This window comes from Flavobacterium sp. B167r (assembly GCF_056824315.1).
In genome coordinates, this window is the sequence record NZ_CP124859.1 from 5,154,274 (window position 1) to 5,180,000 (window position 25,727).

Annotated in this window: 26 protein-coding genes (1 of these 26 running past the window's edge); 17 read left to right on the forward strand and 9 right to left on the reverse strand. The window is 32.5% G+C overall.

All coding sequences use genetic code 11. The features are described from left to right. Positions 1–3: 3 nt before the first annotated feature. From QLQ96_RS22410 to QLQ96_RS22425, 4 genes are all read right to left on the reverse strand, one after another. Positions 4–1,401, reverse strand: coding sequence for a TolC family protein (locus tag QLQ96_RS22410; protein ID WP_482493337.1), 1,398 nt, complete (start codon positions 1,399–1,401; stop codon positions 4–6). A gap of 1 nt (position 1,402) precedes the next feature. Beyond that, on the reverse strand, positions 1,403–2,755 hold the full coding sequence (locus tag QLQ96_RS22415) for an HlyD family secretion protein (protein ID WP_482493338.1): 1,353 nt from the start codon (positions 2,753–2,755) through the stop codon (positions 1,403–1,405). A 2-nt stretch (positions 2,756–2,757) separates the two neighbouring features. Next, positions 2,758–4,413, reverse strand: coding sequence for a peptidase domain-containing ABC transporter (locus tag QLQ96_RS22420; protein ID WP_482493339.1), 1,656 nt, complete (start codon positions 4,411–4,413; stop codon positions 2,758–2,760). Between the two features lie 101 nt (positions 4,414–4,514). After that, on the reverse strand, positions 4,515–4,823 hold the full coding sequence (locus QLQ96_RS22425) for a hypothetical protein (RefSeq protein WP_482493340.1): 309 nt from the start codon (positions 4,821–4,823) through the stop codon (positions 4,515–4,517). A 460-nt stretch (positions 4,824–5,283) separates the two neighbouring features. Between QLQ96_RS22425 and QLQ96_RS22430 the strand changes: the two genes are divergently transcribed. Beyond that, the gene (locus QLQ96_RS22430) at positions 5,284–5,742 is read left to right on the forward strand and encodes a DUF1810 domain-containing protein (RefSeq protein ID WP_482493341.1); all 459 of its coding nucleotides are present in this window, start codon (positions 5,284–5,286) and stop codon (positions 5,740–5,742) included. Between the two features lie 163 nt (positions 5,743–5,905). Here QLQ96_RS22430 and QLQ96_RS22435 read toward each other — a convergent pair whose 3' ends face one another. Continuing rightward, positions 5,906–6,418 carry a hypothetical protein gene (locus QLQ96_RS22435; protein WP_482493342.1) on the reverse strand — a complete coding sequence of 171 codons (513 nt, stop codon included), beginning with the start codon at positions 6,416–6,418 and terminating at the stop codon, positions 5,906–5,908. Between the two features lie 167 nt (positions 6,419–6,585). Here QLQ96_RS22435 and pdxR point away from each other — a divergent pair, with 167 nt between their 5' ends. Next, positions 6,586–7,995, forward strand: coding sequence for a MocR-like pyridoxine biosynthesis transcription factor PdxR (gene pdxR, locus QLQ96_RS22440; protein WP_482493343.1), 1,410 nt, complete (start codon positions 6,586–6,588; stop codon positions 7,993–7,995). Between the two features lie 160 nt (positions 7,996–8,155). Here pdxR and QLQ96_RS22445 read toward each other — a convergent pair whose 3' ends face one another. Next, on the reverse strand, positions 8,156–8,419 hold the full coding sequence (locus QLQ96_RS22445) for a DUF2024 family protein (protein ID WP_482493344.1): 264 nt from the start codon (positions 8,417–8,419) through the stop codon (positions 8,156–8,158). A gap of 213 nt (positions 8,420–8,632) precedes the next feature. Here QLQ96_RS22445 and QLQ96_RS22450 point away from each other — a divergent pair, with 213 nt between their 5' ends. Both QLQ96_RS22450 and QLQ96_RS22455 read left to right on the forward strand, forming a co-directional pair. Next, positions 8,633–9,364: a YggS family pyridoxal phosphate-dependent enzyme gene (locus QLQ96_RS22450; protein ID WP_482493345.1), complete on the forward strand. Its 732-nt coding sequence runs from the start codon at positions 8,633–8,635 to the stop codon at positions 9,362–9,364. Positions 9,365–9,393: 29 nt separating this feature from the next. Further along, on the forward strand, positions 9,394–10,098 hold the full coding sequence (locus QLQ96_RS22455) for an AAA family ATPase (RefSeq protein WP_482493346.1): 705 nt from the start codon (positions 9,394–9,396) through the stop codon (positions 10,096–10,098). Positions 10,099–10,348: 250 nt separating this feature from the next. On the opposite strand, the gene QLQ96_RS22460 is transcribed toward QLQ96_RS22455, so the two are convergent. After that, positions 10,349–11,794, reverse strand: coding sequence for a glycosyltransferase family 2 protein (locus tag QLQ96_RS22460; protein WP_482493347.1), 1,446 nt, complete (start codon positions 11,792–11,794; stop codon positions 10,349–10,351). Positions 11,795–12,288: 494 nt separating this feature from the next. Here QLQ96_RS22460 and QLQ96_RS22465 point away from each other — a divergent pair, with 494 nt between their 5' ends. Together QLQ96_RS22465 and QLQ96_RS22470 are read left to right on the forward strand one after the other, a co-directional pair. After that, on the forward strand, positions 12,289–12,735 hold the full coding sequence (locus tag QLQ96_RS22465) for a response regulator (RefSeq protein WP_482493348.1): 447 nt from the start codon (positions 12,289–12,291) through the stop codon (positions 12,733–12,735). 12 nt (positions 12,736–12,747) lie between these two features. Next, entirely contained in the window at positions 12,748–16,770 is a 4,023-nt protein-coding gene (locus QLQ96_RS22470) for a PAS domain-containing sensor histidine kinase (protein ID WP_482493349.1), read from the forward strand. Between the two features lie 89 nt (positions 16,771–16,859). Here QLQ96_RS22470 and QLQ96_RS22475 read toward each other — a convergent pair whose 3' ends face one another. Next, positions 16,860–17,276, reverse strand: coding sequence for a lipocalin family protein (locus tag QLQ96_RS22475; protein WP_482493350.1), 417 nt, complete (start codon positions 17,274–17,276; stop codon positions 16,860–16,862). A 117-nt stretch (positions 17,277–17,393) separates the two neighbouring features. Next, a complete protein-coding gene (locus QLQ96_RS22480) occupies positions 17,394–18,389 on the reverse strand; it encodes a hypothetical protein (RefSeq protein ID WP_482493351.1) in 996 nt (331 codons plus the stop codon). A gap of 356 nt (positions 18,390–18,745) precedes the next feature. On the opposite strand from QLQ96_RS22480, the gene QLQ96_RS22485 reads away from it, so the two are divergent. From QLQ96_RS22485 to QLQ96_RS22535, 11 genes are all read left to right on the forward strand, one after another. Further along, entirely contained in the window at positions 18,746–18,937 is a 192-nt protein-coding gene (locus QLQ96_RS22485) for a hypothetical protein (RefSeq protein ID WP_482493352.1), read from the forward strand. A 55-nt stretch (positions 18,938–18,992) separates the two neighbouring features. Then, a complete protein-coding gene (locus QLQ96_RS22490; protein WP_482493353.1) occupies positions 18,993–20,687 on the forward strand; it encodes a tetratricopeptide repeat-containing sensor histidine kinase in 1,695 nt (564 codons plus the stop codon). 6 nt (positions 20,688–20,693) lie between these two features. Further along, on the forward strand, positions 20,694–21,362 hold the full coding sequence (locus QLQ96_RS22495) for a response regulator (protein WP_482493354.1): 669 nt from the start codon (positions 20,694–20,696) through the stop codon (positions 21,360–21,362). A 141-nt stretch (positions 21,363–21,503) separates the two neighbouring features. Next, positions 21,504–21,662 (forward strand): hypothetical protein, encoded by a 159-nt coding sequence (locus QLQ96_RS22500; RefSeq protein WP_286970024.1) that lies wholly within the window; start codon positions 21,504–21,506, stop codon positions 21,660–21,662. Between the two features lie 93 nt (positions 21,663–21,755). Next, a complete protein-coding gene (locus QLQ96_RS22505) occupies positions 21,756–21,983 on the forward strand; it encodes a hypothetical protein (protein WP_482493355.1) in 228 nt (75 codons plus the stop codon). 4 nt (positions 21,984–21,987) lie between these two features. Further along, positions 21,988–22,311: an excalibur calcium-binding domain-containing protein gene (locus tag QLQ96_RS22510; RefSeq protein ID WP_482493356.1), complete on the forward strand. Its 324-nt coding sequence runs from the start codon at positions 21,988–21,990 to the stop codon at positions 22,309–22,311. 13 nt (positions 22,312–22,324) lie between these two features. After that, on the forward strand, positions 22,325–22,720 hold the full coding sequence (locus tag QLQ96_RS22515) for a tellurite resistance TerB family protein (protein WP_482493357.1): 396 nt from the start codon (positions 22,325–22,327) through the stop codon (positions 22,718–22,720). Positions 22,721–22,723: 3 nt separating this feature from the next. After that, positions 22,724–23,992: an ABC transporter permease gene (locus QLQ96_RS22520; protein WP_482493358.1), complete on the forward strand. Its 1,269-nt coding sequence runs from the start codon at positions 22,724–22,726 to the stop codon at positions 23,990–23,992. A gap of 4 nt (positions 23,993–23,996) precedes the next feature. After that, on the forward strand, positions 23,997–24,884 hold the full coding sequence (locus tag QLQ96_RS22525) for a hypothetical protein (RefSeq protein WP_482493359.1): 888 nt from the start codon (positions 23,997–23,999) through the stop codon (positions 24,882–24,884). 295 nt (positions 24,885–25,179) lie between these two features. Further along, a complete protein-coding gene (locus QLQ96_RS22530; protein WP_482493360.1) occupies positions 25,180–25,599 on the forward strand; it encodes a hypothetical protein in 420 nt (139 codons plus the stop codon). A 10-nt stretch (positions 25,600–25,609) separates the two neighbouring features. Then, positions 25,610–25,727 carry the 5' portion of a hypothetical protein gene (locus QLQ96_RS22535; RefSeq protein ID WP_482493361.1) on the forward strand. The gene runs 92 nt beyond the window's last position, so only the first 118 of its 210 coding nucleotides appear in the window; its start codon is at positions 25,610–25,612; its stop codon lies beyond the right edge, outside the window.

Sequence of the window (25,727 nt, forward strand, 5' to 3'; positions counted from 1 at the left end):
TAATTAATCTGGGTTTGCCAATATTTTATACAATTCGGCATTCGAAATATAAAATTGGTTTTCTAAACTAATCTGCGAAAGCTTAGCGCTTACCAAATTGTTTTCTCTCGAATTGATTAAGAAAATTGAACTTTCGCCAAACGAGAATAATTTCTCTTCTGAGTTCAACATCGTCATATAATCGTTTACCAGATTATCTATTACAACTTTCTGTTTTCTTAGCGAAGCAATTTCTGTCTGTTGCGCTTTGATTTTATTTTTAAGTTCCAATCGCTGCTGACCAATATCATACTGCATATCCTGAATTTTCAGTTTTGCCATTTTTAAACTTCCTCTTTCTTTTCTTAAGAAGATTGGGAAACTGAAATCGACATTAAACTTATAATCATCGGCGTTGAAATTATTCCAATAATTGGGTTCTGAAATATAGTTGTAACCTACATTTATTTTCGGAAGCAATGAATTCGCTTTCAGCTGGCGATTGACTTCCAAAATATCCATTTTAGTTTCTAAAGATTGGATTTTTGGGTGTGAATCTAATGATTGAACTTCCACCATCATCGCATCAGTTCTTAGCGTTTCCTCAATTGTCTGGATTAGATTTTGTTCTGGTTTTACTAAATCTCCAAGTTCAACTGGAACATTTTCAATCCATAAAAAATTAGCCAATTTCAATTTTGCTTTTGCTAATTTCAAATTTCCATTTTCAAAGTTCAGTTCTCGGTTTCGCACAGTAATTTTAGCTTCAATACTATCAATTGCTGGTGCATCTCCCGCTTTGATTAATTTCCTAACTCCTTCAAAACGAGTGCTCGCAAAACCTAAATAATTTTTATACAATTCTGCTTCGTTATAGCTTTTTCTCCATTCAAAATAAGCTTCACTTGCCTGATATAAAACTTCTATAGCTCTTAGTTTTCGCTGAGCATCACTTAGTTTTACCTGAAGTTTTCCTTCGCGAACATCGGCCATTCTTTGGTTAATGAACATTCCTTGTCCCAAAGCGACATTAATTCCAAGCGAAGTTAAACCCGCTTCTGGAGTTCTGTTCTGCGGGTTATAATATTCACCGCTCGTATCGTCAAAACCTGCTTTAATCTCCACTCCATACCAAGTCGGAATTTTGAAACTGCTGTTTAATAACGAATAATATTCTGTGCCTTTAAATTCTTTCTTATTATAATCTACTTCCAATTTTGGATCAAATCCGCCTCGCGCCATCATCAGTTTTGCCTGAGCATTTGTCACTTCAAGATTGGCTTGTTTTACCAACGGATGGTATTTTTTTACATACCCAAGAAACTCGATAAAAGTAAGCTCCTCTTGATTAAAATTCTGACTGTGCAGCGTAGAAAAACAAAATAGTATTAAGAAAGAAAATAGTTTTACTAAATTTCTCATTTTACTTTTTCTCCTTTCCTTTATCTTCTTTTTCTCCTGAGTTATAATAGTTTGGTGGGAAACCATTCAGGTTTCGCCAAATCTCGTACCATACCGAAACGGTTTCTAACAATGCAATACTTTGCGCACCAGCACCAATACTCAATTCTTTTGGCCAGTGACGATCTTCTCCGTCTGGCGAAACCAGAATTCTGTATTTTCCGTTTGGACTAATGAAGTTCTCTATCGCTACAACTTTACCCCCGTAAGTTCCATAAGACAATCCAGGCCATCCAGAAAATACGATTCTAGGCCATCCATCGAACCAAACACGAACTTTTGCACCACGATGCACAAGCGGTAAATCGATTGGATCTACGTATGTTTCTACTGCAATATCATAATTAGAAGGCATAATGCTCACCACAGGAGTTCCTTCTTTAATCGTTTCTCCAAGACCAGCCAATAAAGCACGGTTTACATACCCGCTTTGTGGCGCTGTAATGTAGTACAAACCATTTCTAAGTCTGTAATTCGTATATTGATTTTCTAGTTTATTTACCTGAGCTTCTGTATCATATTGCGTACTCAGAGCAGTAAATTTATCGCTTCTAGATTTTGAAATCTTTTCAGCATATTCAGCAGTAATTCTATTGATTTCTACTTTTGCGTTTATCAATTCGTTTTTACTGCTTAGCAATTTATTTTCTTGCGTAATCACATAAGCTTCAGATTCTTGCAACTTCAATCTCTTTTGCTCGACATCTGTAAGCGGTTTTAAACCTTCTTTGTTTAAAGCAGTCGAACGATCAAATTGTGTTTGCGCAATTCGAAGTTGCGTTTTTACCGCTACAAGATCCATACTGTCGCTTTTAATTTTCAGTAGCGACTGACGAATTTTATTTTGCGCTTGCTGCAATTTCAATTGTCTTTCTGTATTAAGAGACTGAGCCTGAACATCAAGAGAGTTTACTTTATCGCCGTACGATTCTACCGCCATTTTTTTGGCATCAACCTGCTGTTTGGTATTATTAACCAAATTAGGATCTAGGTAATCTTCTTTAATCTCCGAAATGTAAACTATCGTATCTCCTTTTTTTACATAATCTCCTTCTTTTACAAACCATTTTTCAATACGTCCTGCAATAGCATTATGAACTGTTTGCGGTCTTTGATCTGGTTTTAAAGTCGTAACAGAACCACTTCCTGAAATATTCTGCGTCCAAGGCAGAAAAAGGCAGCATAAACAAAATATTAAAAATCCGATTATGACTTTGTTTAAAATTCTGTAATGTGGTCTGCGGGCAACGCTTGTAATCGATTTGTATGTGCCCGGCGTTATAAGTACGTTATTATCTTTAGATATGTTGAGCATGATTAAAGCTTTATGTCGTTAATAATTTTTCCGTCATCAATCGTAATCATACGACTGCATTTGCTTTTCCAAACATCACTTTTAGAAGTTACAATAACAGTCCAGTCATTTTCTTCCGAAAGTAAAAAATCAACAATTTTACTCGAAGTCAAATCATCCATTTTGTCCACTGGATCTTCTAAGAATAAGATATTCGGTTTACCCACAATACTTCTTGCCAAAAGAATTTTTTGAACATCAGAAGCAGAAAGTTCACGACCTCCAGGATGAATTTGATTCTCCAACCCGTTTTCGAAAGTTTTAATGTACGGCGTAAGACCAACATTATCTAAAGCCCATTTTAAATCATCGCTGTTTAATTCTTGATTCCCAAAAACAATATTCTCGCGAATTGTTCCTGCAAACAAAGTGTCTCCTTGCAAGAAGGTTCCTGCTTGCGCCCTGTACGTATCTTCGTTAAGACGATTCATGTAATTATCGGTCACATACATTGCGCCGCTTTCTGGTTCTAAAACGCCTGAAAGCAATCGCAGCAAAGTACTTTTTCCAGCACCATTTGTTCCTGTAAGAATAATTTTTTCTCCTTGAGAGATTTTCAAATTAATATTCTTAAGCGATTTTTTATTGTGTCCCGGATAATTGTAACTGATACTTTCGGTCTCGATATTGATTCCTTTTTCTGTTTTGTCTGAGGTTTGAGGAATGCATGAAATTTCCATATCTGTCACCTGACCGATTTTTTCAACAGAAGTCAATACGTCGTAGAAAGATTCCAATCCGAAGATGATTTTTTCTACCGAGTTGATCAACAATACAATTACAATTTCAGCTGCTACAAACTGCCCTATGTTCATTTGGTGGTGAATTACCAGAAAACCACCGATCGATAATAAGGCAGCAGTAACAATTACTTTAAAAATAGTAAGCTGAATATATTGTTTCTTCATTACCTGAAAGTGCTTTTCACGGTAATTTACATAGTTGGTTGCATATTTGTCATTTCTTTCCAAAGCATATTCGAAAGCTCCTTTTCTGCGGAAACTTTCTCTATTTCTAGCAATTTCCTGAAGCCATGCTGCTACTTTATATTTAAATTTTGATTCGTTAAGACTCGTTTCTAATCCGTCTTTGTACGAAAATTTAAAAATTACCCATAAAATCACAATAAAAAGAAGTCCGATTACCATAAAGAAAGAATGGTAAAGAACCAATAAAATAATCCCCAGACCAACCTGAAGGAATGCGGTGCAGAAATCAAGCAATAGTTTTGCCGTTCCTTTCTGTACCATTAAAGTATCGAAAAAACGATTGGCTTTTTCGGGAGCGTACTCTGAGTACATTTCTTTAAATTTTATCAAAGGCATTCTGTACGCAAATTCGAAAGAAGAACGCACAAAAATTCGCTGCTGCAGATTCTCTACAATTCGCAACTGCAAAATCGTTAGAACGCCTCCAAAACCAACTCCAACCGTAACCAAAATCACGAGAACGATCCAAGAGACGCTTAGCTGTCCGCTTTGAATAAAATTAATAATAGCTTGGATCCCCAAAGGCAGAGAAAGATTTACTAACCCTGCAAATGCAGCATAGAAGATAATTTGATATACATCGCGCTTATCGAGCTGCAATAAGTTATAAAAACGTTTAAATGGTGTCATGAATGTAAGTATAAATACAAGATTATTACATAGAATAAATATACGGCAAAAACCGCACTTATGGATCAAGATTTTTCTCCTGATCCTTAAAAAACAAGTATTTATGAATACAGCCGAGGAGGCGGTATATCTATTTTACCGTGAAAACCAAATGAGAAGATTGTATTATCAATATATTTTTTTCCTTCTGATTCTATTAAAAAATAAAAACTAGGCATCAACGATTCAGATGAAATCAGGTATTCCATTAAAGGAATTCCTTTTGATAATTTGGCTGTTTTGGTATCTTTTGTTTTATAGTCATCCAGTTCTTCTGGAATTCCGTCGCATTTGAAGATTTTTTTCAGAAAATTGCAAGTGATGCCTTTTACTGTGTAGGTTTCTGCGTTATTGTTTAAGATTCGGCCCACACTATTAGAGATGTTCAAACTGCTAATTAGAAAATAGCCGACAAGCAACACCTGAAGGCATTTACATAAAAAGCTATTTTTAATTTTATTCAACATACTCTATAAAAGGCTTGAAACTTAATTAAATCACATCAATTTTGATAGAAAATCTCAGTGATTTAGGGCGTTTATAATGTTTTTTCTAAGCGCGCAAGTTAGAGCCAATTTTTTTGCAGAACATTAAAATAACATTAGAATTTAGAACCATTCAAAACTTTACAAAGAAATTAACAAGGCATTCTTACAGTGTAGTTTTTATCTGAATTATATAACACCAAAGCCATAATTCTATAACTGAAAAATAGATATCTCATCTACTTTTGGTATTCGAAAATTTGAAATAATTCCATTAAAAAATATATTACAAGTGTTACCTGTTAAACAAATTAGATTTACAAACTATTTAATACAGAATCAAGAGATGACTTACGCAAAAAATGATTTGACCCGATTTTTAGATGCGCAAAATAAACTTTATCTGACAGCATTATCTGAAATAAAAAAAGGTAAAAAAGAAACTCATTGGATGTGGTTTATTTTTCCGCAGATCAAAGGACTTGGTAAAAGTGCTCTTTCTGATTATTATGCTGTTGCTGATCTTAAAGAAGCTGCTGAATTTTTAAACCATCCGATTTTATCGAAACATTTAATTGAGATTTCTAAACTTTTACTGACCTTAAAAAAGAAATCTGCCGAAGGAATTTTAGGAGAACTTGGTGCAAGAAAACTTCATTCGTCTATGAGTTTATTTGTTCAGATAGAAAATGCGCATCCTGTTTTTCAAGAGATTTTAGATACTTTTTTCTATGGTCATCTGGATCAGCTAACTTTAAATTTTACACAAAAAACTAGTGTTCTGCCAGACACAGTACTTTCTTAATATTCTTAGGACTCAAAAAAAGCGGTTTCTCATAGAAAAAACCGCTTTTTTGCTTTTATATATTTTGTGTAATCATTCTGTATGAATGCTTTATTGGTAAATATAATTCCTGAATTTTATCTTTCCCCAAATTTGAAACTCCTTTTTCAATCGGTTCAAAAACTTAAAATGTTATTTTGAGACCTAATTGATTGTTAGAAGCAACGATAACTGTTTGGATCGTATTATTGTCTGAATACGTTAGAGGCAACGCACTATTGTATCTTCCGATAGCTTCGCGAATTTTTCTTGGATAGCCAATTTTTATCGGAATCGAAGCTGCGACTAGAATTCCGCCCAAAACCGCCAAAGTCATATTAGAACGATCCGAAGAAACTTGAGGATATTGCGATGACCCAGTAGAATTGATATCATCTGTATTCATTGCCACTAAAACATTCGTGGTAATCATGGCTAATCCTCCATAGAAAAGACCGTTTCCAAAAGATTTTTTAGTTCTTCCGACATTATATTTGTGCAAAGCTTCAGGATTGTCAGACATTAAGATTCGAACATTTGTTGAGTTTACTTTTTTTCCATTAGAATCATAAACCGTTCCTCCTGTTCCGTATTTCAATTCTTGGGAAAACCCTGCGGTTGCGAGGATGAAAAATAAAATAGTTAATTTTTGTTTCATAGATTGTGGTTTATTTTTGGCTAAAATATTCTGACATAAATATATAAAATAGAAAATCACCTCAAAATATTCATACAAAACAAATCTCAGTTTCTTTTTAAGACACAGAAATTATTGTATTTTTGGACTAGCAGATTATTTTTAATTACAAAATAAAAACAGTCCAGATGCTTCGACCTTGGCCATTAGAAATTCAGTTAGACAAAAAATCAGACAAAGCCATTTATTTGCAAATTGCCGATGCTGTAATTGATGCTATCAAAATAGGAAAGCTGGTCAGCGGAAATGCTTTACCAGGAAGCAGGCAATTGGCTGAATTACTAAAAGTAAACCGAAACACTGTTGTAGAAGCTTTGGATGTTTTAATTGCCGAAGGCTGGCTCGTTACAATTGACCGAAAAGGAACTTTTGTAACCGATTCGCTTCCTAGAATCGGCTATTCGCCAGAAAATAAAAAAGAGCAAAAAATTGAAATTGAAGAACCTAAAAGTTTTTTAGTTTTTGATGACGGACTTCCCGACAGCCGTCTTGCTCCAATGAATGATTTGGCAAGAGCTTATCGCGAATTGTTTAGCCGAAAATCGCGCTGGCAAATTATGGGTTACAGCAGCGAATTGGGAAATTTGGAATTTAGAAAATCGATCGCTCAAATGCTGAATTTCAAACGCGGCATGAGCATTTCGCACGATCAAATCTGCATTACGCGCGGAAGTCAAATGGCGATGTATCTGGCTTCGCATTGCATTTTAAAATCGGGCGATTTTGTTTTGGTCGAAAATCCTGGCTACAAACCTGCTTGGGAAGCTTTTGAAAATGCAGGCGCAACTTTACTTTCCGTAAATGTAGAATCGGATGGATTAGATATCGATCAAGTCGAAAAATACTTGCAGCATAAAAACATAAAAGCGATTTATGTTACGCCACATCATCAATTTCCAACCACGGTTACTTTGTCCTTAAAAAAGCGTTTGAAACTTATTGAACTTTCCAATCAATATCATTTTACGATTATTGAAGATGATTACGATAATGAATTTCATTTTGGACAAAGGCCGATCCTTCCAATTTCGAGTTATTCAAATCTGAAAAACTATATTTATATTGGTACTTTCAGTAAAATTGTTGCTCCTGCGCTGCGTATTGGATATTTAGCTAGTTCACACGAGAACATTCAGAAGATAGGAAATCATAGAAAAATCATTGATGTGCAAGGCGATAACATTATGGAAGAAGCGATTTTAAATCTTATTAATGAAGGCAAAATAAAACGTCATCTTAAAAAGGCCAATTTGGTTTATAAAAGCAAAAGAGATTTTTTCGAAAGCATCTTAAATCAATATCTTAAAGATAAAATCACATTTACAAAACCCGAAGGCGGACTTGCTTTTTGGATTGTTCCCAAAGCAGAAATTAATGTTCTAGAAGTTTCCGAAAAACTAAAATCTCAAGGTATTCAGATCATGAATCCCAACCGATTTAGTTTTGATGAAACGATAAAAGGCTTCCGTTTGGGTTATGCTTCTCTTTCTGAAAAACAAATGGAAGAAGGTTTAAAAGCACTTTCTAAATTGCTTTAAAATTATAAACCTTAATTTTTTTAACACATAGAAACATAGATTTTATGTTTTCGAAAAGATTAAAATAGAATGACTAGTCATTACACACAGCTATGTGTATTTATGAAAATGAAACGCCTTTTTAACTCTCTAAAAACTATGTTTCTATGTGTTAAATAAATTAATTACAATTTTCCATTTCAATAATAGAAAAACCATTCTCCCGAACTTGATTTTCTACTTCAATTGGCGCTTTATCAATGTGGCAGAATCGACATTCCTTAGAAGATAAAGCTTGCCCTTCTTGATCTACACTTTTCAGATATAATTTTCCGTATTCATAAACTTGTTGTGCATCGTTAATATTTTCGTCAACCAAAATATCAAAGTGCATAATTTTTCCGTCTTTGCGGGTTACGTAGGTATCCCAAACTGCTATTTTCATTTTTTTTTAAGTTACTAAGGTTCTAAGTTTCTGAGATTCTAAGTTTTTTTTCAACTGCTAAATAGCTTAGCAACTTAGAATCTCAGAAACTTAGAGACTTATTTTACTCTGCAAATTTATGTTGAGTTTTAAAGCTGTAAATCATCCAGTTTTTTCATTTTTTGAGAGGTACTGGTCCAGTTTGATTTTATGATTTAGATTTAATTTTGCGATATGAAAAACGACATTATTTTTAATTTGATTAAAGTGCATCAGCGTATCGAAAATGCTTGTAGGATTGCGGGCAGAAATCCTGCTGATGTTCAGCTTTTATTGGCGACTAAAACTGTTCCGGCAGAAAATGTACGAATTGCAATAGAAGCTGGAGAAACTTTAATGGGCGAAAACAAAATGCAGGAATTGCGAGATAAAAATGATATTTTGAAAAATCTCCCTGTTGAACGGCATTTTATTGGACATCTTCAAACGAATAAAGTCAAAGATGTTCTGAAATACGTGACTTGCATTCAATCTTTAGACAGAATAAATTTGGCTGATGAATTGCACAAACAGCTTCAAAATCAGAATAGAAAATTGGATGTTTTTGTTCAAGTGAATACTTCATACGAAGAAAGCAAATTCGGATTGGCGCCAGAAGACGTTTTATCATTCATTAAAAAAATAAAAACTTACGACACTTTAAATATTAAAGGTTTAATGAGCATTGGACTTTTGGATGTTGAAAAAGAAAAAATGATTCCGTCTTTACGGCTTTTAAGAACCATTCGAGATGAAATTTATTCGGAAGGAATTGAAGGTTTACAAGATTTAAAACTTTCTATGGGAATGTCTCAAGATTTGGAACTTGCCATTGCGGAAGGTTCTAATATGGTGAGAATTGGTACTTCAATATTCGGAAACCGTTTTTTAGGAAAAGAAATCTGGAACGAAAACATTGCAGAATAAAACTTAATTTTGCAGCAAATTAAAAGCAGATGAACCTGAATGATCTTACCGTAATTGATACTGAAAAAATTGCTTTAGACGATTTATTTTTTAGTGATGAAAATAAAACTGCTTTGCTTCAGATTATCAAAGAACATCAATATATCGAAGAATTAAAGCAATATAATCTTAAAGTCGACAACAAAATTTTACTGTACGGAAGCTCTGGCTGCGGTAAAACGACAACGGCAAAAGCGATTGCCAACACTTTAAACAAAAAGATTATCATTGTCAATCTAAGTACCGTCGTTGATTCTAGAATTGGCGAAACTTCTAAAAACTTAAAAGCGATTTTTGATAAAGCTATTCGGGAAAGAGCCGTTTTATTTTTAGATGAATTTGACCAAATCGGAAAAAGTCGTGACAGCGACGATAAAGATGTTGGCGAAATGAGACGTTTGGTAAACACCATCATTCAGCTTTTTGATTATTTCCCTTCTGATAGTTTATTGATTTGTGCAACCAATCATTACGAAATAATAGATAGCGCTTTATTGCGAAGATTCCAGCTTCGTTTGAAATATGAAATGCCTTCAGAAAAACAGCTCAATATTTATTACGATAAAGTTTTAAGCACATTTCCAGAACATTTTCAAAACATCGAAAGAAAATATTCTATTTCTTATGCCGAAGCTTTAGATTATACCAATACGACAATGAAAAGGCAGATTATAGCTGCTTTAGATTCCAAATAAATATTCCGTTAGGAATATCTCGTCGGTAGAAAAAAAATGTTTTGTTTGGCATTGTGTCCTGTAGGGACACCTGATTTTGCGCAATTAACGATTATCCAAACGTTCCTACGGAACGAATGTGTGGCGATGCATATTAATAACTACCGACGAGACATTCCTACGGAATGAAATAAAAAGAAAAACCCGCTGACACTAACAGCGGGTTTTCATTTGGCGGAGTTTTATATAATAGAATGATAGTGTACTAAATTTATAGTCCTCTAGTCAACCAGCCTTTTTTATTGGCAGTTGCAATGGCATAAGGCGTAATCCAGAATAAACTGAAAGTGTAGAAAACACTGTAAGAATATGCCCAGAATGATTCTGCAAGCGTATATCTTTTTGCGTAAAACAACATAGAAAATGTTGAGAATATTAAGATCGCTGCCAATGTTGAACTAATGAATAATATTGGGTGAACTGCAATAAAGTAGAACATAAACAATAAGAACGGATACGTCATTGCAATTTTGAAAAACTGATTTAAAAACAGCATTCTTGGTCCAAATTTTGAATCTTTTCTAAAATCTGTGAAAACAAATTTTGCCATCATAAGATTTTCACGAACGTTACTTCTCGCCCATCTAATGAACATTTTGTATAATCCTTTGTATTCTTCTGGAACATTGGTTAATACTACTGCATTTCTTTGAAACTTCACTTCAAAACCTTGTTTCAAAATCATATTTGTAAGAGCACGATCTTCTCCAATATCTGATGGTTGTCCCATAAAAGTTTGGTTGATCCATTCTGGTAGACAGTTAAAAACTGCATCTCTTCTGTACGCTGCCAAAGCACCTGGCGTACATAATACAGAACCTAATTCGCTTTCTGCAGAACGTTGGAATTCGAAGCTCATTACAAAACTTACATTAAGCATTTTTGGTAAAATTGCTTTTTTGTTGTTCAAAACCTGAACGTTTCCTGCAACTGCACCACATTTTTTGTTTACAACAAATGGGCTAACCAAGTTTCTTAAAGTATCTTTTTTCACAATAGAATCACTGTCTACAGTTACAAAGATTTCTCCTGTTCCTAATTTAAATCCTCTGTATAATGCTTGACGTTTTCCTTGATTTTTAGGCTGTTGAAAAATCGTAACACGATCTCCTAATTTTGCTTTTGCTTCTTGCATCCAGTACCAAGTATCATCTTTACTTCCATCGTCAATAGCTAGAAGCTGTAATTTTTCTGCTGGATAATCGCTTTCTGCAAGGCTCAATAAAGTATCCCAAACTAGTTTTCCTTCGTTGTATGCTGGAACGATAATCGTACAAGTTGGCAATAAATCATCTGATACTGATGGAATTGCTTTGTATCTTAAGTACAAATAAGAACTGTACAAGAAAACTCCTGTTTGATAGAAAAATAAAATTGTTGTGATTACTAAAAATGGCAATCCCCAAGTCGAAGCAATTCTTTCAAAATGAAATTGTTCGAAATCGTCTTGCAATTGAAATACCACAACGACACTTGCAATTAATAATAAAAATGTTGCAATAAGAATTGTTAATCCGAAAGGACTTGTTGGCCTTTCTACATGTATTTTTTGTGATTTTTCGTTGGTTCTAAAAAAAGAACTGTTTAATGTTTTTTTGCTGATTGCTGAACTGCTGTTCGCATAAAATTGGTCTGAGATAATTGTTTCGCTTTCCATGCTTATACTCCTTTTTTAATTTTCTTAATTTGGCTTTTAGCAAAATCTTGTTCCTTTCAAAATTCGGATTCATCTAAGATTTTGACACTAACACAATTTACAATCGGCATGCCAATACGACTTTATACTGGTATAGAGCATTTTAGAAAAACAAGAACAAAAAGGAGTGTGTAATTATTTCACACTTTTTGGATACGGTATACATTAAAATGGTAAAAATTTGAATGGAAGGAGTGAGATTTTAGAAGGATTTAAAGTAATTTCTATATTCTATTTGACAAGAAAAATAAATCTCAAAAGCAAGTTTTAAAAAAATGCAAGGATTAATAAAAACGTAATTATTAAATTAAAATTGTATGAGAAAAAGAAAACAATCAAATTTTATTATTTTTTACTATTTAAAAAAACATTCTTCATAAAAAAACTGGAAATCTTACTTAAAAAAGTTAAATTTATCAAACAAAACTTAACCCCTAAATTTAAGGAGACTAAAAATGACTAAAGAGCATTACTATCTTTTATTGGCTGATGACGACGAAGATGACTGCCTTTTCTTTAAAGAAGCTCTCGACGAAATAGCTATCAGCACTACTCTATCAATGGTAAATGATGGAGTGCAATTGATGGATTACTTAAAAACTCATATCTCAAATCTTCCAGATGTTCTTTTTTTGGATTTAAATATGCCCAGAAAAAATGGACTGGAATGTTTGGATGAAATCAAAAACAACGAAAACTTAAAAAACCTGCCTATTATTATTTTCTCTACTTCGCTAGACGGCGAAATAGTTGACAAATTATACCTAAAAGGCGCTTCTTTTTATATTAGAAAACCTGGTGAATTTTCTAAACTAAAAAATGTAATAGAAAAAGCACTCAACATTGCATCCGAAAACAATTTCAAACAGCCCGAAAGAGCCAATTTTATTCTGCAACCTTAATCTTCTTTGGAAATGAACCACAAAAAAGAGGAAAATTATTTTTTTTCCCAAGAAGGAGAAATGGGGAATTTAAGTCGTTCTGCAGATTGGAGCAAAACTTCTTTGGGCGATCCAAAAAATTGGCCGCAAAGTTTAAAAACAATCACTGCAATGATGCTCGCCAATCCGTTTGGAATGTACATTGCTTGGGGAGAAAATTATACGCAATTGTATAATGATGCTTTTCGTCCTATTCTTGGCGCTTCTAAACATCCAAAAGCTTTAGGCATAAGTTCTCGAGAGACATTTAGCGAAATCTGGGATACTATTGGCCCTATGTTTTCGGATGTCATGAAAGGAAATGCCGTAAGTTTTCCTGATTTTAAAGTTCAGCTCGACCGAAATGGTTATACAGAAGATTGTTATTTTGATTTTTCATACAGTCCGATAAAAATTGAAGACGGATCGATTGGCGGAATTTTAGTTACCGTTATCGAAACTACCGAAAAGAAAATTGTTGCAGATGCTTTACAAGAAAGTAACGCACGATTTGTCAATAACATCATGCAGGCTCCTGTGGCAATGTGCATTTTTAGAGGCGAAAATCATGTTGTTGAAATAGCCAACGAACAAATGCTGCTGCTTTGGGAAACAAAAGCCGAAAATATAATTAATAAACCGATTTTTGAAGTTCTGCCAGGATTGAAAAAACAAGGTTTTGACGAAATTCTCGACAGCGTTTTTAGAGATGGAAAAAAAATCTCAACAGACGAACTCTTTGTCCAATTAAATAGAAATGGGCAAACTGAAAACACCTATATTAATTTTGTTTACGAAGCTTTACGAGAAAAAGACGGAACTATTTCTGGAATTGCCGCGATTGCTACAGAAGTTACCGCTCAGGTTTTAGCACGTTCAAAAGTAGAAGAAAGCGAACAAAAAATAAGACAGCTGGTTGAAAATGCACCTTTTCCGATTGCAGTTTATGTAGGCAAAGAAATGCGTATTGAACTGGCAAATGAATCTATAATTAAAGTTTGGGGAAAAGGCCCCAATGTAATTGGAAAAACATACACTGAAATTCTTCCTGAATTAAAAAATGAGCCGATTTTTAAGCAAGTCGAAACCGTTTATGAAACAGGACAATCTTTTCATTCTAAAAATACCAGAATTGATCTTGTTGTTGACAATGTTTTAAAAACATCTTATTTCAATTATAGTTTTACGCCTTTGTTTGATTTAAATGGAAAAATTTACGGTGTTATGAATACGGCTGTAGATATTACTGATTTATATTTAGCCAAACAAAAAATTGAAGAAAGCGACAAACGTTTCCGTAATACAGTAAGACAGGCTCCTGTAGGCATCACGATTCTTCGAGGACCAGAATATGTTGTAGAAATGGCCAACGAGGCTTATCTTAAACTTGTAGATCGAGAAGAAGAGACTTTTGTCGGAAGACCATTGTATGATTCTCTTCCTGAAGTAAAAGAAACTGTCAGCGTTTTGTTAGACAGTGTTTTAAATACTGGAATTCCTTTTCACGGAATTGAAGTTCCTGTTCCTTTAAATCGATACGGAAAAATTGAAACTTCTTATTTTGATTTTCTTTATCATCCGCTCAAAGAAGAAAACGGAACAATTTCAGGAATTTTGGTAACCGTTACCGAAGTAAGTGAAAAAGTAGAAGCCCGAAAAAAAATCGAACTCAACGAAGACCGCCTTAAAATTGTCGTTGAAGCCAGCGAATTAGGAACTTGGGAACTGAATGTAAAAACACGCATTCCAACTTATTCTAAAAGATATCTTGAAATTATTGGCGGTTACACCGAAGATGTTATCCTGAGTCACGAAGAATTACTGAAACATCTTCATCCTGATGATTTACACATTCGAAATAAAGGCTTTAAAGAGGCTTTAAATTCTGGTTTTCTAAATTATGAAGTACGCGTAATTTGGAAAGACAAATCAATTCATTGGATTGAAGGTAAAGGAAAAGTTTTCTATGATGAAAATAATGCACCCGAAAAATTAATCGGAACGATTCGCGACATTACCGAAGAAAAAGAATATCAGCAGAAAATAGAAGAAAGCGAAAAGAAACTTCGAAATCTTATTATGCAGTCACCTGTTCCAAAAGCCATTTTGCGCGGAAATGATTTTGTGATCGAAATGGCCAATTTTGTGCTCTTAAGTAATATTTGGAAAAAAGAAGAAAGTGAGGTTCAAGGAAAAAAAATATTAGAATTATTTCCAGAACTCAAGAAACAAAAATATGCAGATTTGCTAAAACAAGTTTACGAATCTGGAAATGTATATGCTGAATCTGAATCTTTACTTTTCATTGATGATAACAATCAATTGGGTCATCAATTTTATGTGGATTTTGAATTTGCACCGCTCCGCGAAAGCGATAATTCAATTTCTGGAATCAGAGTGACGCTTATTGATGTTACAGAAAAAGTCGAAGCCAGAAAAAAAATCGAAGAAAGCGAGAAAAGATTCCGTTTACTTACAGAAAGCATTCCGCAGTTAATCTGGGAAACCGATGCTGAAGGCCAATCGCTTTTCACCTCAGGAAAATGGCTCGAATATACTGGAGTTGAACCAGGAGTCGAAGGTTCGTGGCAGAAAATGATTCACCCAGACGATTTTGAAGAAAATGTAAAAGTCTGGCAACACGCACTTAAAACTGGCGAAATGTATCGTTGCGACGTAAGAATGCGCAGAAAAGACGGTTCGTACAGATGGCATGCTGTTATTGGGGAACCTGTTTTTGGCCGCAATAATAAAATTATAAAATGGGTTGGCGCCTTTACTGATATTCACACAGAAAAAGCCTTTACGCACGAACTTGAACAACAAGTTACAGCAAGAACAAGAGAATTAATACAGATCAACGAGTCGCTTCGAAAAAGTGAAGAACGTTATCATTTAATGGTCGAAGAAGTCCAAGAATATTCCATTCTTTATTTAAACTCAAAAGGAATTGTAGAGAATTGGAATGTAGGAGCGGAAAAAATTAAAGGGTATAAAGCAGAGGAAATTGTTGGAAAATATTTTGCTGCTTTTTACACTGAGGAAGATCAGAAAGCTAAACTGCCAGAAAAACTTTTGGAGCTTGCGAGAGAAAAAGGCAAGGTTATTCATGAAGGCTGGCGCACACGTAAAAATGGAAGTTTATTTTGGGCAAGCGTTGTTATTACGGCTGTTCATAATAAAAAAGGGGATGTCATAGGTTTTTCTAAAGTAACGCACGATTTAACTGAAAGAAAAAAAGCCGACGATAAATTAAAAATGAATGCACTCGAACTAGAGCAGAAAAACAATGAACTGGAAGAAATGAACAAAGAACTTCAGTCATTTGCTTACATTTCGAGTCATGATTTGCAGGAGCCCTTACGAAAAATACAAACTTTTGCTTCTCAGATTATCGAAAAAGAATCGGAAAGTTTATCTGAAAACGGAAAAGATAAATTTAAACGTATGCAGAATGCCGCACAGCGAATGCAGACTTTAATTAATGATTTACTAGCTTATTCGAGAACAAATAGTCAAGAACGAATTTTTATTAAAACAAATCTTTGCCAAATTATTAAAGAAGTTAAAGAAGATTTAACCGAAGAATTGGAACAAAAAAGTGCTGTCATTGAAATTGGACAGACTTCTGAAGTTGACATTATTCCGTTTCAGTTCAAGCAATTGCTGTATAATTTGATTAGTAATTCATTGAAATTTTCGAATCCTGAAATTCCTATTATAATTAAAATTACAAGCGAAATTGCATTTGGAAAAGATTTCTCAGAAGAAAAACTAATTCCAGTTAAAAAATATTGTCACATTCAGGTTTCAGATAACGGAATTGGTTTTGAAGCCCAATACAATAAAAAAATATTTGAAGTTTTTCAGCGTCTCCACGGGCGCGACCGCTATAACGGCACCGGAATCGGGTTGGCAATTGTGAAAAAAATTGTAGAAAACCATAACGGAATCATTACAGCTTCTGGCATCCAGAATGAAGGAGCTACTTTTAACGTCTACATCCCTGTAAATTAAATTTCTAAAATAAAAAAAACGGAAACTTCTTAATTGGAGTTTCCGTTTTCCATTTCAAAACGAATTGAAATTATCTCAAAACAATTTTATTATCTAGTATAAACAGTAATTATACCAGTTGTTTTGTCTTTAAGTTTTAATTCTTTGTTAGTAAGATTCATGATATCACTTGTTGAACTAATATTTCCAACAGTAAGAGTCAAATCATTATGAGATCTTACATAAGTACCTGTAGTCTCTGTCAAAGAACAGTCAGTACCGCTATAATCACCTATAACTGCTGCATTACTTAATCTTAGATCTAAATAATCTCTGTTACATCCTGCGGCATTCTCTGGCGCATCAATTAATACTTCTTGCCCATTAACAATTGTTCCAGTTTGGCTTAAGTTATACTTCCCTTGAATTGGAACTATTGTTTCTCCTTCATTATCGTCGTTACTACAAGAGGTTACGAACATTCCCGCGCTTAAGGCTAATACGAATAAAAAGTTTCTATTTTTCATGTTTTGTTTGTTTTTTAATTATTTAATTCAATAGTGCTAAATTAAATGTATATACTTACAAAAAATTCCATGATTTTAGGATAATCTTACATAAATCGCATTTTAGGAAAATTTAAATTAATTGCATTTTGGTCTATTTGATAAATACTTATCGATCATACGCTGTGTAATTGGCTTCAAGAATTTTTGCGTATTTTCTGGATAAGGAGCGAGTTGATTATAGCATTCTATAGAATTTCCAATTTTAATATAGAACACTTTTGCTGCTCCTTTATCGTCAAAAAAATCTGTTGTATCACATACTGCAATCTTTTTTAAATTGAAATATCTCGCATCATAATAAGAATCACAAAATCCTTCCTCAGATTTTTCTATTTTTTCGTAATGATCATTCGTCCATTGCATGCAATCTTTTTGCGACATGCTTAAATAAATGATCAAACCTAATACCCCGAGAAAAGTTGCAATTATTAAATATTTTTTAAATCCATATTTCCCCCCATCATCTCCTCCTCTCTTAGCAGGAGGGGAAACATCTGCTATACTTCTCGGAATTACTTCCCAACCTTGGTTTTCATCTTCTTCTATTTCTTCAGTTTCTTCATTTTTATCTTTCTCTGATTCTTCATTATTTATATCAGGAAAATTTTCATTTACTACCTCCTCAACTAAAGTGTCAGAAAAAAAATCACTCTTATGATGTTCAGTATCTCTTAACTCTTCAATTAATTTCCAATTCTCTGGATCAATTTCTTTTCTAAACTTATTAAAAGGTCTTGGTTGAAAATCTACTAAAATTGCGGCCATATCAACAACATCGATTTTATCTGGATCTGTTTCTCCCTTGAAAAATTTTTCTACTGGTCGAAATACATCTGCCTCTTTCTTAAACTTATTTTTTGAATTAATATCAAAAGAAATTCCAAGCAAAGAATTAAAGACATTCAAATCATTTGAATGCATATCGTTATTAGTGAATTTTTCCCAACACAACTTATTGAGTTTACCTCTCGTTGGAGCATTCAAGAAAAAAAAATCATCACCATTTTTTGCTTCTTCATATTTTTCTTTAATGGCATTTTTATATAAATCTTCTAAAGTATTGTTAGGCATAGGCTTCGTTTTTTTTGGGTGTTTTAAGGATTTATAAGGAACAATAGGGATTTTCTAAAACTAACTCGGATATCCCGGAATTCCGTATGAATACAGGCTCAAAACGGTTGTTACTTTGCCTCAACAAAATTAGTTATCGCTTTGATCTGCAGGTCAAAAGCAAATGTACAAAACTAGTTCATGTATCAAGTGCGGAAAACCGTAAGACGGACTTTATTCCGGGAAGTATAGATGAAAATCTTACTGTTCTACGCACTTCACTTCCCAAACAAAATTTGGTATTGCCATTCATTAACCAACCTGGAAAAAATCCAGTTAGCAATACCCCTCGGTTTAACTTTTAAATTTTAAAAAAAATGAAAACATTATATTTATGGGGAGCGTGCGCGCTGTTATCAATTAGTTTATTCTCTTGCTCAGCTGACGAATTAGAATCTTCAGAGCAAAAATCTGAAGTAAAAAAAGAAGTTCCTACAGAAGGACAATCAAGCGAGCCTGATCCTGGTCCTGGTGATGACCCAACTAATATTAATCCACCAAAAAAATAACAAATAAAATTTATTGTTTTCAATAAATTACTAAATTTCGGGGAAAGTACGATTTATGTTACGATCCCCGTTTTTTTGTTTCTTTATTCTTCTTCTTTTCATTTCGTGTGAGGAGAAAACAAACGTATTAGTTAATCCGGAAAAATCAAAAAAAGAGGCAAAACTTATACAAGAAAAAGCTACTGAGCAATTTCTGAAAAACAATTATAACAGTGCTTTTTATCTTTTTAATAAATCAAAAATTGCTTTCGAACTTTCTAAAGACAGTGCGAATATTGTTTACAATTTAATTCGAATGGCAAACATCCAACAAATAAATGGAGATTATTATGGAAGTAAAGAAACTTTAACCGAAGCATTACCTTATGCAAAAATTGACAATAATTATAAATCTGCAATTAATAATTTTTTCGGAATTGCCGATAAAGAACTTTCGATCTATGATGACGCCATATTTTATTATAATGAAGCGATAAAAGAAGCAAACGATCAAGCAGCAAAACAATCTCCTTTAAATAATATTGCTGTTGTCTATATTAAAAAGAAAAATTACAACGAGGCAATTAAAATTTTAGAGCCTATTCTAAAAACAAAAGCTATTGATACCCTTGCAAAAAGTAAAGCAAGAGTTATCGACAACTTAGGTTTTGCTTATTTCAAAAAAGGATCGAATGAAAAAGGACTTCAATTAATGAATGAAAGTTTAAAACTAAGAATACAAATTGATGATTCTTATGGAAGTATTGAAAGCTATCTTCATTTAGCAGAATTTTATTCAAGACCAGATATAAAAAAATCAAACGAATATGCCAAAAAAGCTTATGATATCGCAACTAATTTTAACAGCATTGATGAACGTCTGAGGGCATTATCGTTTCTTATTTCTAATGGGTCTGATATGAAATATGGAAAAAGATATGTTTCTTTAAATGACAGCATTATAAAAATTAGAAACAATTTTAAAAACAAATTTGCTAAAATAAAATACGATTCAAAGAAAGAAAAAGACGAAAACCAAAAACTACGATTGGAGAAAGTCGAAAATTTACTGGCACTTCAAAAAGCACAATATCAAAAAATCTTATTTCTAATTGGTTTTATATCTCTTTTTTTATTGCTACTTTATTTGAGAAAGTTTTACGAGAACCGAAATCGAATTGAAAAACTAAAAACAGCTTACGATACAGAAACTAGAATTGCCAAAGACATTCATGATGAGTTAGCAAATGACGTTTTCAATACCATTACTTTTACACAAACTCAGTCGTTAGAAAATGAAAGCATAAAAGAAAATTTAATTCAAAAATTAGATAATATTTATTTGCGAGTTCGAGGAATTTCTCGAGAAAATAATGATATCGATACCGGCACAAATTATGCGAGCAATTTAAAAGAAATGCTTTCAACTTATAATAGCAGTCAAACAAACATTATCATTAATGGCGTTGATAAAGTAAATTGGGATTCAGTCGAGGATTTGAAAAAAATTGCCATTCAAAGAGTTTTGCATGAATTAATGGTTAATATGAAAAAGCATAGTGAAGCTTCTGTAGTATCAATAAAATTTAACTCAAACTCAAATTCTCTATTTATTGATTACAGCGATATTGGTAAAGGCTGTGAAAAATCAAAAATTATAAAAAATGGTTTGCAAAATATGGAAAACCGTATTTTGTCCTTAAAAGGAACTATTACTTTTGATACTGAACCTGATAAAGGTTTTAAAGTAAAAATAACAATGCCTAAATAAAAGCCTATGTTTAAAAAAGTAATTATTGCCGAAGATTTCGAAGAATTCAATTTAGCCGTAAAACAAACTTTGAATGATTTTGACATTGTCAATTTTCAACACGTAAAATATTGTGATGATGCTTTCCTAAAAATAAGAAAAGCCATTCAGGATAACGAACCATATGATTTATTAGTTAGCGATCTTTCGTTTAAAAAAGACCATCGTGAAGTAAAAATTGGCAGTGGAGACGAGTTAATTCAGAAAGTACGCGAACTTCAGCCTGATATTAAAATTATTGCTTATTCTATTGAAGATAAAAATGTTCGCATAAAATCACTTTTTGACAATTCTGACATTAATGCTTTTGTATTAAAAGGCAGAAACAGCATTGAAGATCTCAAAAAGGCCATTACATTAATTTCGACTTCTGATCAAAAATTTATTTCACCTGAAGTGGCTTCTGCATTGCAGGAAAAAGGGAATTATGAAATAGACGATGTTGACATTAAAATTCTCAAATATTTGTCTGCTGGTACATCTCAAGATGAAATCATAGAGATTTTTAAAAACAGTGATACAAAACCAAATAGTAAAAGTGCTATGGAAAAAAGACTAGCAAAGCTAAAAGATTTTTTTAAGGCAAATAATACGATTCATCTGGTTTCTATAACAAAAGATATGGGGATTATTTAAATTCTTATTACTCCTTTTTTAAAGCTCCTTCGGGAGCTTTTTTTATTTCTAAAATCTAAATCTTAGTGATTATGGATTTCCGTAAAATACTGATTTTGATTGGTTTTACTTTTGGGTTATAAATCAATTAAAATTAAAAACATGAAAAAATTAGCTATTTTATTTAGCTTATTCTTCTTAGTATTAGGAGGAAGTATCGAAGCTCAAAGTGGTCATTACAAAGGCGGAAAAGGTAGTTCTCATAAAGGTGGGAAATACAAAAACTCAAGCACTAATAATCACTACAAAAAAAGAAAATAATTGTTTTCAACTTCGATTGACATGAAAATTAAGGATATGTCTATAGAAGTTTCAACAATAAGAAAATCTTTAATCAACTAATCCTAAAAAAATATGGGCTTTCGATTTCAAAAAAGAATAAAACTTGGAGGAGGACTCGGATTAAACGTAACCAAATCTGGAATTTTTCCAAGTTTTAAAACCAAAATAGGAACCTTTAGCAGAAATGGATATTCTACAAAAACAGGTATTCCAGGAGTGCGATACCAAAACAGCGGATGCCTTGTTCTATTTGCATTCACAGGATTTCTTGCATTTTTAATCTATAACTTTAAATTTTAACATTATGGGATATCGAAAAGGATATTACAGAAAAGACGGAACATATGTTCAGGGACATTATACAAATAACAGATCCAAGTTTTCAAATAAAAATAATGGATGCATGCTCTTAATTTTGGCTTTCATTGCCTTTAGCTCGATCATTTCCTGTTCTGAATCAGAGAACAACGCTAGTTCATCATCAAGTTCAAATACAAGCTGTCCTACCAAAACTTGCGCCGATTTTAAAAGTCAAGCTGATGCTCAAAAAACTTTTGACAGCAACAAAAGCTGTTACAAAAATCTGGATGCAGATGGAGATGGAAAAGCTTGTGAATCTTTAAAATAAAAACCCTATAAACATGATAACACTAGAACTAAAAAGTCACTTTTTGAGATTATATCAAATGGCATTATCTGATGATCAATTTAATGTATTAGAGCTTCAAATGCTATATCATTTTGCAGACGAAAGAGGGATTCCAAAAGAAGAACTTGACAAACTTTTTCTAAATCCTGTCAATACCGAATTTATAGCCCCAGAAGCCTTGAATACAAAAATTGAATATCTATATGACCTTACCCGAATTATTTGGGCAGATGGAAAAATTACTGATGATGAATTAAACATGCTACGAAAGTATTGCAGAAAATTTGATTTTATCGAAGAAAATATCAATGATTTATCTGACTATCTTATCGATTGTGTACAGAAAAACATTGGAAAAGAAGAAATTATTAGTCAACTAAACGCTTAAGTTATGAAACCACTAACACAATTATTTAGTTTAAAAAAATCTGAAGATTCTTCTTTTAAAATTTTAGAAGAAAATGAAGAAGACAGAGAACAAATTAGAATTACTTATTACCAGAGTGGTTTTGCTGCATCAGTTAAAGCTACTGGGAAACCAATTGTTCTAAAAGCATGTCTCCAAAATTTATATATGAGTTTTGAAGACCAGTGCCGAAAACAAAAAATGGAGCAAGACAGACTAAAACAACCATATCGTGAAGAACAGGAAAAAAATAGAACCGAACTAAAAAAATCTGAAGCTGCAATTGGCATTTTTGAGAAAAAAGAACAAGACATAAATGAAAATATCGATCAGATTAAAAACGAAATTATTGAAGTAAAACGAAATCCTGATAAATATGGAATTGAAGAAGGAAAAGGTCTTAAAGCACAATTTTATATTGGTTTAATTCTTTTGCTTCCAATTACATTATATGTTTTGGTTTTCTACATTTCGGCTTCTTATTCTGCTTTTTTCAAGGAATTTTCAAATGACAGTTTAACAGCAGCAATTTTCGATGCCGACGCATTTATAAATGCTTTTAAAGCCAGTTGGCTTGAAGGAGTTTTGGTTGTAACGATTCCTTTTGTTTTTATGGGATTAGGTTATGTAATTCACATGGTTCAAAAAGGAAAAGGAATAAAAAACATTTTCAGACTCGCAGCTCTTTTTGCCATAACTTTCTTACTTGATTCTCTTTTGGCTTATATCATTGAGAAAAAAATATACGAGTTTAATAAAACAACAGAATCATCTCCGTACAATCTAAACATTGCTTTGGGGGAGCCAGAATTCTGGATGATCATTTTTGCTGGCTTTGTTGTTTATATTATATGGGGGCTTGTATTTGATTTTGTAATGAAAGAATTTGAAAACATTGATAAAATCAGAGCTTTTATAAGAGGCAAGAAAGAAAATTTATTAAACCTAGAAAAACTTAAAGCTGATTACATAAATAAGATTAATGGTTTTAAAGAGCAGATTGTTACTATAAATGGTAAAATATCTGAACTTCAACTGAAAATCGATGGCTTTGTTTTTCCTGTAAAAGAATATCTGCATTATCATCATCAATACAAAGAAGGATGGTTTCAGGCAATCAATACAGAAATTGCTTTACCTCATAAAGAGAAAGTAGAACTATTGGAAAACTGCGAAAATTTATCTGAAGAACATCTCGGAAGATTAAATTTAATTGATCCTGATTTTCAACATCTAGTGTATTTTAAAAACTAACATTATGAAAAATACTTTACTCAAAATTTCACTGTCTTTATTATTAATTTTATTTTTTTCTTGTAAAGAGGAAACTAAGAATGAAGAAAAAGAAACGGCTGTTAAAAATTCGGTTTCAGAAAATTATAACATCAGCATTCTTGTTGATTTATCAGATCGAATAAGTCTGCAAAAAAATCCAAATCCCACTATGGAAATATACCAAAGAGATTTAGGATATATAAAATCAGTTTCTGAGGCTTTTACAGAGCATTTAAAATCAAAAAGACTGAGGCAAATTAATGACAGAATGCAATTGTTTTTTAATCCCGAACCTGAAAATCCTGAAATTAATTCTATTTCAAAGCAATTGAAAATTTCTGTAGATAAAAACAACGCTTCCAAAAAATTCCTTAATTCTATTAATAATAATTATTCTTCAAATACAGCAACAATTTATGAGTCTGCAATCAGAGATGATAAATATATTGGTTCAGATATTTGGAATTTCTTTGACAGTAAAGTACAAGATCAATGTATTGAAAAGGAATTTAGAAACATCTTAATTATTTTAACTGATGGATATATGTTTTATGATGGAACACAAATTAGAGATGGAAATTTATCCAGTTACTTAACGCCACAGTTAATTAAACAAAATGGACTAAATAAGAATGATTGGCAGAAAAAATTTGATAAAGAAAATTTTGGTTTCATTAAAATTGACGCTAATTTATCCAATCTTGAGGTCTTAGTTTTAGGAATAAATCCAAGCAAAAGCAATCCATTTGAAGAAAAAATTATAAAAGCTTATTGGACTAAATGGCTTTCTGAAATGAAAATAAAACATTTCGAAATTAAAAATGCTGACCTCCCTTCTAACATGGATAAAATCATTAAAGACTTTATTTAAAAAATATTACATTTTAAAGAGGAACTTCATTGTCCTCTTTTTCATCTTTAAATCCCGCTCTAAGAAAACTTCATTTTAAAATTCTCCACATTATGGATATCCAATAAAACCGAAGTTAAAATTGCCATCACTACTATTTATGGTATCTATCAATATGAAAAAGAATTATTAGAAACTGTAGCTCTTTACGAAACAGAACTAAATCCAGTATAAGTACTTATTTAAAAGAGTTTAATTCTAATTAGATTTATCACAACTAAACTCTAAAAGTTTTTAACTCTAAACCACATCGCCTATGCAAAAAAACTACTCTCTTCTAATTTTATTACTTTTTATATTTTCCTGTAAAAAAGCCGATGCTCCGCCTCCACCCGCACTTCCGCAAGTAAATTCGTTTTATAAAAGTGCAATTACAGCAGACGATCGCAAAACTATTACTGCAGAAGAAGCCAAAACATATCATGTAAATTCTACATATAAGTACGAATACAGAACAGGACATCCTGGACATTACAAGTACAACTATCATGTTAAAGGAATAAACATAAAAGGTGATTCTGTTTTTGGAAATATTAATACAGAAGGAAAATACGGTGCAGGAATTTTAATAACAGATAGTATTCCAGAACTAGAAATTAATACAGAATGGGTTTCTTATGGAAAACTAAAAGCTACTGATAAAATAGGAAACGAATACAATCTAATTGTCAAATAAAAATAAACTAATGAAATATACTTTACTTGTACTATTTGCTTTATGCACATCTTTTAGTCCACCAGAAAATAACATTTTTATTTGCGGACCAAGAGGAGCAAAGAAATATCATTATAATGAAAATTGTC